This window comes from Paenibacillus doosanensis (assembly GCF_025060755.1).
GTDB lineage: Bacteria > Bacillota > Bacilli > Paenibacillales > NBRC-103111 > Paenibacillus_S > Paenibacillus_S doosanensis.
Window position 1 is genome coordinate 35121 of sequence record NZ_JANYUY010000025.1, and the last position, 11634, is coordinate 46754.

At 52.8% G+C, this 11634-nt stretch carries 9 protein-coding genes; 8 read left to right on the plus strand and 1 reads right to left on the minus strand.

Annotated features, from left to right (window positions below; translation table 11 throughout):
• Positions 1 to 39: 39 nt before the first annotated feature.
• The 7 genes from N0M98_RS18330 to N0M98_RS18360 all read left to right on the plus strand — a co-directional run bounded on the left by N0M98_RS18330 (position 40) and on the right by N0M98_RS18360 (position 9162).
• Positions 40 to 1053 (plus strand): zinc-binding alcohol dehydrogenase family protein, encoded by a 1014-nt coding sequence (locus N0M98_RS18330; RefSeq protein ID WP_249866288.1) that lies wholly within the window; start codon positions 40 to 42, stop codon positions 1051 to 1053.
• A gap of 196 nt (positions 1054 to 1249) precedes the next feature.
• On the plus strand, positions 1250 to 2350 hold the full coding sequence (locus N0M98_RS18335) for a glycoside hydrolase family 88/105 protein (protein ID WP_259618765.1): 1101 nt from the start codon (positions 1250 to 1252) through the stop codon (positions 2348 to 2350).
• A gap of 199 nt (positions 2351 to 2549) precedes the next feature.
• Positions 2550 to 3461, plus strand: coding sequence for a carbohydrate ABC transporter permease (locus N0M98_RS18340; protein WP_259618766.1), 912 nt, complete (start codon positions 2550 to 2552; stop codon positions 3459 to 3461).
• Between the two features lies 1 nt (position 3462).
• Positions 3463 to 4305, plus strand: coding sequence for a carbohydrate ABC transporter permease (locus N0M98_RS18345; protein WP_259618767.1), 843 nt, complete (start codon positions 3463 to 3465; stop codon positions 4303 to 4305).
• 103 nt (positions 4306 to 4408) lie between these two features.
• Positions 4409 to 6196, plus strand: coding sequence for a cache domain-containing sensor histidine kinase (locus N0M98_RS18350; protein WP_249865506.1), 1788 nt, complete (start codon positions 4409 to 4411; stop codon positions 6194 to 6196).
• Positions 6174 to 7733, plus strand: a complete 1560-nt coding sequence (locus tag N0M98_RS18355) for a response regulator transcription factor (protein ID WP_259618768.1) — start codon at positions 6174 to 6176, stop codon at positions 7731 to 7733. Before N0M98_RS18350 ends, N0M98_RS18355 begins: the two co-directional genes overlap by 23 nt.
• Positions 7734 to 7857: 124 nt before the next feature.
• The gene (locus tag N0M98_RS18360) at positions 7858 to 9162 is read left to right on the plus strand and encodes an ABC transporter substrate-binding protein (protein ID WP_259618769.1); all 1305 of its coding nucleotides are present in this window, start codon (positions 7858 to 7860) and stop codon (positions 9160 to 9162) included.
• A gap of 70 nt (positions 9163 to 9232) precedes the next feature.
• Here N0M98_RS18360 and N0M98_RS18365 read toward each other — a convergent pair whose 3' ends face one another.
• Positions 9233 to 10549: an ABC transporter substrate-binding protein gene (locus tag N0M98_RS18365; RefSeq protein WP_249865503.1), complete on the minus strand. Its 1317-nt coding sequence runs from the start codon at positions 10547 to 10549 to the stop codon at positions 9233 to 9235.
• Positions 10550 to 10705: 156 nt separating this feature from the next.
• Here N0M98_RS18365 and N0M98_RS18370 point away from each other — a divergent pair, with 156 nt between their 5' ends.
• Positions 10706 to 11623, plus strand: coding sequence for a helix-turn-helix domain-containing protein (locus N0M98_RS18370; RefSeq protein WP_259618770.1), 918 nt, complete (start codon positions 10706 to 10708; stop codon positions 11621 to 11623).
• The last annotated feature ends 11 nt before the right edge of the window (positions 11624 to 11634 follow it).

The window sequence follows — 11634 nt, forward strand, 5'->3', positions numbered from 1 at the left end:
AATGTAATCAGCACCGCGAAATGAAGGGAGACCGGGATGATGAAAACGATCATATGCAGAGAAATTAACGAGTTTTACCAAACGGAAACGGAAGCGCCCGTTCCACAGCAGGGGGAAGCCTTAGTGCGCATCCGAAGAATCGGCATTTGCGGCACGGATTTGCATGCGTTTAAGGGGAATCAGCCGTATTTTACGTATCCCCGCATTTTGGGACATGAGCTGTCCGGTACGGTGGAAGCGATCGCAGGAGAAGCGCGCGGGATTGCCGTCGGCGATCAGGTCGCCGTCATTCCGTATTTGGAATGCGGAAGCTGCATCGCCTGCCGCAGCGGCAAAACGAACTGCTGCACGCAAATGCGCGTTCTCGGCGTACATACCGACGGCGGCATGCGGGAATTCATTGCCGTGCCGGCCGATCATTTGATCGTCACGAACGGGTTGACGCTGGATCAATCCGCCGTTCTGGAGCCGCTCAGCATCGGGGCTCATGCGGTCAGACGCGCCGATCCCCAGCCGGGAGAGAACGTGCTTGTCATCGGCGCAGGGCCGATCGGGCTGGGAGTTATGGCAATCGCAAAGCAGCGGGGCGCCCGCGTCATCGCGATGGATATGAACGACGCCCGGCTGGCCTTCTGCCGGGAATGGGCCGGCGCCGACGCGGTTGTGAACGTGCGGGATAACCCGCAGGAGCAGCTGCGGGAGCTGACGGACGGCGAGTTTCCGTCGATCGTCTTCGACGCTACGGGCAACGCCAAGTCGATGGAGTCGGCATTCCAATACGTCTCCCACGGAGGCAAGCTGGTCTATGTCGGGCTCGTCAGTGCGGACATTCGGTTTAACGATCCGGAGTTTCACAAGCGGGAAATGACGCTGATGGGAAGCCGCAACGCAACGCGCGAAGATTTCGAGGTTGTAATGAAAGCGCTGTCTGGCAGCGCGGTGGACATTAACGCGTACATTACGCATCGCGCCGGCTTCGATACGATGATCGAGCGGTTCGAGGATTGGCTGAACCCGGCAAACGGCGTGATCAAGGCGGTCGTCGAGCTGTAAGAGAGCAAATCGTTAGTTTCTGCAATATTTTATTGTTTATCGCAAAAAGTCCGTCATCCGGCGGCCTCCGCCCTATTTTATAATAAAAGAAGTTCATCCGGATGCGCAGCCGACAGGCAGACGCTTCCGCAAGGGAAGCCGTCTTCTGCACGCTGCGCTTCCGGAGACGGCAATGAATGATGGAGGTGCGTTACAGGTGGCGTACGAGTTAGTAGAGAAACTGAAGGAGCAGTACATGGCGGAAGAGAAATGGTATTCGCTCCGCTGGCATTATATCGAATGCTGCATATTGAAGGCGTATTTGGACAGCTACGAGCAAACGGGCAATCAGGCGGAATACCGCTTTGCGAAGCAATTTATCGACCGGCTGTACGACGAGAACGGCCGGATTCCCGAGATTGATCCGGCGTATTACAGCATCGATCAGATCCGAATGGCGTCGGCGCTGTTCCCGCTGTACCGCGAGGAGAACGACCCGAAATATAAATTCGTGATGGACCAGCTGTACGATCAGCTGAAGACTTATCCGCGAACGCCTTCCGGCAGCTTCTGGCATAAGGAGAACTATCCGAACCAAATTTGGCTGGACGGTCTGTATATGGGTCAGCCGTTTTATGCGGAATATACGAAGCAATTCGCCGAAACCAAGGATTATTCCGACACGTTGAACCAAATCGCCAATGTGCGGAAGTTTCTTTATAACGAAGCGAACGGGCTCTATTATCACGCTTACGATGAAAGCCGGGAAATCTTCTGGTGCGACAAGGAAAGCGGCATGTCGCCGAACGTCTGGGGCCGCGCCGTCGGCTGGTGGGCGATGGCCTTGACCGACGTGTACGAGCTGCTGCAGGGAGAGAAAGCGGATATCGAGCCGCTTAAAGCGCTGCTCCAGGAGACGGTCGACGGCATGCTGCCGTATCAGCATAGCGGCGGGATGTGGTACCAGGTCGTCGACAAGGGGGATGCCTCCGGCAATTATCTGGAATCGAGCGGGACGCTGATGATGGCTTACGGCATCTTGAAGGGCGTCCGGCTCGGCATGCTGCCTAAGGAATATGCCGTGTACGGCAGGCGCGCTTTCGACGGCACCGTGCGGCAGTACATCCGCGAGGAGAACGGCGAGGTGCTGCTCGGCGGCATTTGCAAGAGCGCGGGTGTCGGGCGCAATCCGGACACCGGCATTGTCCGCGACGGCAGCTTCGAGTATTACGTGTCCGGTGAACAGATCGCCGATAATAACGGCCACGGCGTAGCGCCGCTTCTGATGGCGTATAACGAAATCAGGCGCTTGGCATAGCAGGGAATTATCGATTACAGGACCGCCGGTCATTCATATGATCATGGCGGTCCTTCGTTTTCTAGAGAAGCGAAAGATACGAGGGCAGAATTTCCGAACTTGTTGTTTTCTTAAAACATTCATTAGTTTACCTAGTTTTTTGCGGCGGTCATGCCTTTTATACTTAAGATACAAACAAGACATAAATGGCGGTGACCAGATGAAAACAACAGCTTCGAAAATGGAAAAGCAATGGTTTACTTCTTTGCAAGGCTATGCGTTTATTTCTCCGTGGTTAATCGGCTTCTTTCTTCTGACCTTTTGGCCGATGCTGCAGTCGCTTTATTTCTCCTTCACCGATTATTCGCTGCTGGAGGCGGAGAAATGGATCGGACTTACCAATTACAAGAAAATTTTTCTCGACGACTCTTCATTTACAAATTCCTTGAAGGCGACGCTGCTCTTTGTTCTTATCGCAGTTCCGGTAAAGCTGGGGGGAGCGCTGCTGATTGCGATCATGCTGAATATGAAGCTGCAGGGGATGTTCATTTACCGGACGGTCATCTATTTTCCTTCGTTGATCGGGGCGAGCGTGGCCGTGGCCATTCTGTGGAGCAACTTGTTCGGCAAGGACGGATTGATCAACCAGCTGTTGCTTCAGATAGGCATTGAGGGGAAGAACTGGATCGGCCTCCCGCAAACCGCGCTGGCGACGCTGATCATACTGGCGGTATGGCAGTTCGGCTCGTCGATGGTTATTTTTCTGGCGGGGCTCAAGCAGATTCCTTCCGAGCTGTACGAGGCTTCGGCGGTGGACGGGGCGGGAAAGGTAAGAACGTTCTTCTCTGTGACGTTGCCGATGCTCTCTCCGATCATTTTGTTTAATCTTGTTTTGCAGACGATCGGCGCGTTCCAAATGTTCACGCAGGCGTTCATCATCACGCACGGGGGACCGATGGAATCGACGTATATGTACGCGCTGTACTTGTTCGAGAAGGCGTTCAGCCGCTACCAGATGGGGTACGCTTCCGCGCTCGCGTGGATCTTGCTGGTCATTATCTCCATCGTTACCCTTCTGATCTTTGCGACTTCGAAGAAATGGGTTCATTACGAGACGGAAGGGGGCAAATAGGATGAAGCGGAAAAACGGCAAGCTGCTCTCCCATATCGTTCTGGTTGTTCTTTGCGTTATTATCATTTATCCTGTATTTTGGTGGCTCGGCGCCGTATTCAAGACGAATGCGGAGCTGACCTCTCCCGATATTTGGCCGAAGCATCCTACGCTGGACAATTTTCCCGGCGGCTGGAACGCGATTACCGGCTATTCGTTCGGACATTTCTATATCAACTCGTTTAAACTGATTTTGAGCGTGCTTTTTACCTCGATTCTATCATGCAGTCTGGTGGCGTTCGGCTTCGCCCGAATGAAGTTCCCGCTCAAAAACTTCTGGTTCTCCATCGTCTTGCTGACGCTGATGCTGCCGAACCAGGTGACGATTATTCCGCAGTACGTCATGTTTAACAAATTCGGCTGGGTCGATTCGTATTTGCCGTTCATCGTTCCCCATGCGCTGGCGGGCGGAATCGGCGGCTCCTTCTTCATCTTCATGCTCGTTCAATTCATTCGGGGCATTCCGCATGAACTGGACGAAGCGGCCAAGATGGACGGCTGCACGTCGTTTGGCATTTACTGGCGGATCATTATGCCGCTGCTCGTGCCGGCGCTCGTGACGATGTCGATCTTCTGCTTCCTGTGGAATTGGGACGATTTCCTGGGTCATATGATTTACATTCAATCGATCGATAAATATACGGTGGGACTGGCTTTGAAAGTATTCGTCGATGCGCAGTCCAGCACGCCTTGGGGTCAATTGTTCGCCATGTCTTTCCTGTCGATTATGCCGGGAACGATCATCTTCTTCGTAGCCCAGCGCTATATTGTAGAAGGGATCGCCACCTCCGGCCTCAAAGGCTGATTCACACGATGTCCGAAATGTGCCGCTCATGCGGTATGTTTCGGTCTTTCGCGTTTTATGCCTTAAGCGTACCAGTACCGCACAAGCTGCAGAGGTGACTACAATGGAGCGATTGTTCAAAAAATATCCGATTCGCTATTTATATTTCGGCAGCTTTACGGTGTTCGTTATTTTGCTGCTTATGATCATTGTCTGGACGAGCTACCACTTCTCGATGAAATCGATTGTGAAAACCGCCGCGTCTTACCAGGAGAAGATGCTGGTAGGGCTGAACGATCATTTGCAGTCGCAGTTCAATTTTATCGAATCGATCTCCCTGTCCGCCTCCCGCAACCAGGATATGATCAATTTGCTCGGCAATCCGGCCGATCCGTACGAGCGCCATACGCTGGAGGAGCGGGTAACCTCTTCGCTGCTTCGCGCCGCGTTCAGCTCGCCTGTCATCGACAGCATCCATGTGTATATCGGGGCTCCGCCTTCCATTAATACGATTGGCCCGATCATGTATTTGAAGCTGGAAGAAATGAACAAGGAGCCGTGGAGCGATCTGGTTATGCAAAGCGATTTCGTCTGGATCGGGGAGCATAACGCCCAGACGCAGAACGGAGTCATTCCCGTAGCGAGCTTTGCCCACAAGCTGACCTCCATCTCGGGCGATTATGCCGGCGTCATCCTCATTAACATCAAGGCTTCGACGATTCAGGATATGCTCGGAGAGCAGGGGCTTCAGTCCCTAAGGCTGCTGCTCGATTCGAGCGGCCGCAAAATCGTCCAGGCCGGCAATCCCGGCATCGTGCTGAACGAAACGGATTACCAAAATATTGTGAGAAGCGTCGACGGGCTGAGCGAAGCCCATCAAACCAGCTCGGTGAAACAGCTGCTTTCATTTGAAAAAGCTTTGATCGTCTCCTCTCAAATGACGCGCTCGGGCTGGATCGTGACGGAAATTACCCCGTGGCACCTGCTGGCGCAGGACAGCTGGTCGATGATCGGCGTGCTGTGCGCGATCGGCGCGGTATCGATTGTGGCGGTGCTGCTGATCAGCTTGTACTTGACCCGGATGTACAACAAGCCGATCTACTTGCTGCTGCAGAGCATGAACCGCTATCCCGAGCTGGATCTGAATCCGAAGCTGCCTCGGGATTACAACAACGAATTCGGCCAGCTGTTCACCGGGTACGACAGGCTGCTCGGAAGAATCAAGGATTTGCTGGTCTCGTTGGAAGAGCAATACCGGCGCAAGAAGGAGACGGAGATCAAGGCGCTGCAGGCGATGATCAACCCGCATTTTCTGTACAACACCTTGGATCAGCTCAATTGGATGGCGATCAAAGACGGCAATTCCCGTATGAGCCGGGTACTCGATATGACCGGACGGATGCTGAGAATCGGCTTGTCCGGCGGAGAGTCGCTGATCCCGGTATCGCAGGAGCTCGATTTCGTCGAATATTATTTGCAGATTCAGCGCACTCGTCTTGGCGACAGCAAAATTCATTACCGGGTGGACGCCTCCGAAGAAGCGCTTGAGCTTTATATTCCTAAGATGACACTGCAGCCTTTTGTGGAGAATTGCATCAAGCACGGTTTTCACGAACGGGAGCACGGAGCTATTGCGATCGGCGTGGAGGTCGAGGACGGCTGGCTCCTCGTTACTATTACCGACAACGGAAACGGCTTGGGCTATGCGCAGACCATCGGCAAGAAGACGTCCGGCGGCTACGGCATCGGCAATGTCCGTTCCCGGCTGGACGCGTTTTTTGAGCATCATTATCAATTGGATATCCAAGGATTAGGGCGCGAGGGCACGCAGGTCACGCTGCGAATCCCCAAGCTTGCCTCGAACAACCAAGGAAAGGACGAAGCCGATCATGTGGAAAATAGCGATCATTGACGACGATCCTTCGCTGCTGGAAGGGATGCGCGAGTCGATCCCGTGGCATGAGCTGAACGCCGAATGGGCGGGGCAATGCCTGGACGGCAGCCAGGGAGTGGAATGGGTGCTGGAGCATCGGCCCGATATCGTCATTACCGATATTAATATGCCGGTGATGAATGGGCTTGAGATGATCGAGAAGCTGCGCGAGCGGAAGTATCAAGGCAAGTTCATTATCTTGAGCGGCTACTCCGATTTCGAATACGCCCGTCAGGCGCTGCGGCTGGAGGTCGACGATTATTTAAGCAAGCCGATCACGATTGAAGGGTTGATGACCGTGATGGGCCGAACGATCGGCAGGCTGAGCGAAGAAAAAATGCGTCATTCGGAGAATGAGGATGCCGATAAGAAAATACGCGTGTTCGAACCGTATATCGTCAAAGAATGGCTGAAGTCCGTATTGGTCGGAAGTGCTGCCAAGGATGTTATGGATCTGGAATTGATCAAGCTGAAGGCGGCCAAGTGGGAGCGTCAGACTCATCTTGTCCTCTGTCTGGAGCTGCTGGAAAGCGAAGGGCTCGATAATTGGTACGCGTTCGACCGCGGCGTGATGCAATTCGCCGTGCAAAATATCGTTCAAGAGCTGGTCGAGCAGCAGGCGCTCGATTACGATTACGTGCAGATGAACGGAAGGCAGTTCGCTCTCATCCTCCATTCGGATGAACGAGGCGCGGATGCAGGCTCGCTTCCGAAGCAGGCAGTGCCAGCCCAAGAGAGCATAGCGACGAGTCTGGCCAAGCATCTGAAGCTGCATACGGCCGCAGGAATCGGCACGGTTCAGGACGATTGGAACCGCATTTGCGAATCGTTCGAATCCGCTTCCCAAGCTTTGAGACAACTGCCGGAAGAAGGGGGGCCGAGCCCGGAAGGGGCGGCCGGCCGCTCCGTCCGCTTCTATCATCAGCTCGCCGAGGCGATACGGAACGCCCAGGAAGAGCAGGCCAAGGCCTTGGTGCGGACTTATATAGCCGAGCGCAGTCCATTCGCCAAAGCGGATATGAAGCTGCTGGCGGGGGAGCTGTGGGCGATTATCGCTTATTCCCTATATGATGTGGGCGTAGATCTGAAGCAAATTTATCCGGCTTTCGAGCCGGTGCCGGAAACGTCGGGCGCACTGGAGCCGTGGCTTGAGACGATCGTGACGACGATTATTCACAGCACCCATATGAGCGAGAATATGCGGCACCGCAAGGTGGTCGAATTCGTCATTCAATTCGTTCACGAGCATTATATGGAGGATATTACGCTCGGTTTGCTTGCGGATAAGGTGCAAATATCGAAAAATTATTTGGGGCAAATTTTCAAAAACGTCATGCAGGAAACGTTCAACCAATATGTTACGCGCATTCGCATGGAGAAAGCCAAGGGCATGCTGCTGGAAGGCAATCTGTATATTTACGAAGTGGCCGAGAAAGTCGGCTACAACAGTATTTCTTATTTCAGCACGCAGTTTAAAAAAATAACGGGTTATAATCCGACGGATTTAATAAATTAATTTAAGAAAATACGGAATTTGTTGTTTTCTGCAAACTTTTGTAGGTTTATGTCATATCCATCGCCTTGCCGCACTTTTATAATTTAAGTAAGCACAAGACACTAATGGAAAAGGGATGGTTGATATGAAGCTTGTAAGCAGGAAAAAGGCAGTATTGCTTTCCGCCGTCAGCATGGCGCTTCTGATGTCCGCCTGCGGCGCGGGGAATGAGGCGGCTTCGGATAAAAAAAATGCGGACCCCAAAATTAAACTGAAAATTACATGGGCCGGGTCTCAGGTTAGACATGACGCGACTTTGAAGGCATTGGACGCTTACAGCAAGCTGCATCCGAACATTGCCTTCGAGCCGGATTATATGGGCTTCGATACGTACTGGACCAAGATGGGCACGCTGTCTGCGGCAAGGAATTTGCCGGATATTTTGCAGATCGATACGAACAACCTGCTGGAGTACGCCCAACGCGGACAATTGATGGAGCTGGGAAGCGATATCAATATGGCGGATATCGATCCGCAGCTGGCCAAGGTCGGCAATGTCGGAGGCAAGCAGTACGCCGTGCCGATCGGCGGCAACGCTATCGCGCTTCAATACGACAAGGTGATGTTCGATAAGCTCGGAATTAAAGTACCGGATAAAGGCTTTACATGGGACGAGCTCATACAGCTTGCGCGGGATGTAAAGCCGAAGCTGGAAAAGGGTAAATATTTGCTGCAGGATATGTCCGTAGGCGTCAACCAGGTGGAAATCGACAAGTACGAAATTTACCAGGCCGCTCAAGGGAAGGGCTTGGCCAATAACGCCGAAGGCAAGTTCAATATCGACAAGGATACGTTCGTGAAGTTTAACGAGCTGTTCGCCGAGCTGCGCAAGGAAGGCATCGTGCCGCCGATCGACGTAACGGTGGCGAACAAAGAGAATGATCCGAAGCTCGATAATTTGCTGAACGGCACGATTATGGTGCAGCGCGGCTATGCGGCGAGCCTTGGCGCGATCGACGGCGTGAAACCGGGCGAGTTCGGCCTGATGGTCGCTCCAAGCGCCAAGCAATCCGGTTCCTTCCTGCTGCCGGCGCAATTTTTCGCCGTATCGAAGGATTCCAAATACGCCGAAGAAGCGCAGAAGTTTATCGACTGGTTTATTAACGATCAGGAAGCTGGCAAAATTCTCGGCTTAAGCCGCGGGCCGCAGGTTTCCAAGAAAGTGTCCGATGCGTTAAGCCCGACCTACAGCGATGTAGAGAAACAGCAAGTCGACCTGATTGAAAAAGCGGCTCCGATAGCCAGCCCTTTCTACAGCAGACCGAAGGGCTACGGCAGCTTCGCCAGCGAATATAACAAAATTTCGCAGCAGATCGGCTTCGGTAAGATCACTCCGGAGCAAGGCTACGACGAATTGAAGAAGAAGTGGGAAGAAATCGTCGGCAAGTAACGCCGCCGCCCATAAACGAAGAACCTGCAGCTCCGCTACGAGCGGATTTGCAGGTTCTTTGCTTGCGCAGCTAATGATTCCGGTTCTCCTCGATGAATTTATCCATCGCTTCGTTATACTGCCTCATCGCCGTATTGACATCGAGATTGTCCTTCATGATCGCCTTCATCAGATCGGTTACTCTATTAAAAGCGGCGCTCGCGAATTCGGTCGGCGGGAATGCCGGAGCGGGCTTGGTTGCGAATATGGCCTGAATGTTTTTGCCCTTGAGGAAGTCCAGATCCCGGCCGAATTCATCCTGGAACTTCTTATCCTTCAGCACGGAGCCTTTGCCCATATGCGCCATATCCAGCTGCACTTCATCGGAGAGGATCGTCGTCATCACCTTGAAGGCAGCGTCCTTCACTTTGGAGGACGGGGATAGCAGCATCAGATGAAAATCCGCTTGCGTCCCTATGCCAGGCCTTTCCGGAAATACGGGATAAGAGGCGAAGTCCCAATTATTCCAATCGTTCTTTACGTCGGATAACGGGCCGAGATTGTTTAAGCCGGCCAACATAGCGATCGTACGGTCTTTGATGAAGCTGTTGACGCCCGAGCTGAACGGCTGAACCTTGTTGTTGCCCGGAATGCTATAGATATTCTTCACCATCTCTAGCACGGTTTTCCACTGATCCGTATCGACAATCGATTTGTACGTGGACGGATCGATCAGCGGCAGGGACAGCTGGGACGCGGGCCGGTAGACCGAATCCGGCTCGAAGCCGCGGTATTGAACGCCGTTATCCTGTCTTGTCAACTGCTTGGCGAGCTCGGTCGCCTCATACCAGGTCATCCCGTCTTTCGGATACGGTACGCCGAATTTATCGAATATATCCTTGTTGTAATAAAGCGCATTGAACTGGACGTAATAAGGCAGGCCGACGAGATAATCGGTCTGATTATTCGCCTTGATCGTATCGAGCAGTTCGGATTGAATGCGGCTTAAGTCGTAACCGTTTTCCTTAATGATATCGGTCAAATCCTGCTGAATGCCGAGCAGCTTCGTGCCTTGGAGCGTCACTGAGTTCGTTACGTTAATATCGGGCAGAGCGTCCGCGGCGAGCAGCTTATCGAAGGAATTGTTTTTATCGTCAAGCTTCACGATGTCGACGGTAATATACGGGTATTTCTTTTTTACGGGATCAATGACGTAGCGCTGGATTTCGCTGTCGGTCATATAGCTTGGACGGATGCCGAATGTTACGGTTACCGGATCGGTATTGTCGGTTTTCTCCTTCGCCGTAGCCTCTTCCGGGGCAGTATCTTTGGTGCTGCAGCCGGCGAGCGCTCCCGTCAGCAGAATGAGACTGAGCAGCGTGTTGCATGTTCTTTTTATTATTAACATGACCCTAAGACCTCCAATGAACGATTTTGTAAACGATTCCATTAAGGTAAATTATAGAAACCGGGGCATGAAAATGATATTCTAATTTTTAATCAATCTTTATTCAAAATTGTCATTAGAGTCGTGCTGAAATTCCGCCGGGAGGTATGAAGCCTAATGCAAAAGCCTATCGAAGCGATGTCCGGAGCGATTAACGAGCTGGTCATCTATCAGAACCCGCTGCTGTTCCTGAAAGTATGGGAGCTGAAGCGCAATTCCGTCCTTATTGGAAATTGGCATCATCATAAGGAAGTGGAGTTCGTTGCGGTCGACTGCGGCCATATGGTCATGTACACGAAGCGCGAAACGGTTCCTTTGGCGGACGGGGATGTGTTCTTGATCGGCTCGTCCCAGCTGCACCGGACCGACCGGCCTTCCGCAAATCCTATCCGGTATGTGGTGCTGCAGGTGAGCTTGACGCAATATTTGGATCAAAGCACGCTGCCGTTTCTGCACGGCTTCTCCGAGCTGACCAATCCGCTCGACGACTTGAATTACATCTTCAGGACGGACCCGGACGCCCGCCGCGAGGCTCATAGACTGGTCATGCACATCTTCGCGGAGATGCAGACCAAGCGGAGAGGGTATGAAATGGCGATCGCCATCTCGGTGAGAAGCTTGATGCTGCTGCTCGTGCGCTGCGATAAGCGGGCGCTGCTCAAAGGCTCCGATGATGTCGAGATCATCCGTCTGAAGCCGGTGCTTAACTATGTGGATGCGCATATCGCGGAGAAAATTTCCGTGCATGACGTCTGCCGGCTGCTGAATTTGAGCTATCACTACTTTGTGAAATATTTCAAAAAGGTGATGGGCGTAACTTTCCTCGATTATGTTAACTTCAAGCGGATCAAGCTGGCCGAAGGCATGCTGCTGACCCGGGATTTGAGCATTGCCGAAATCGGCTGCAGCGTAGGAATTCCGAATGTGGCCCAGTTTTATAAGATGTTCCGGCGGTACAACCCGTGTTCTCCGAAGGAGTTCAGGCTGCGGCTGCGGGAAGGAAGCGGCGGAGAAGGGGAGGCGGGGGAGGAATAGACGAGTGCATG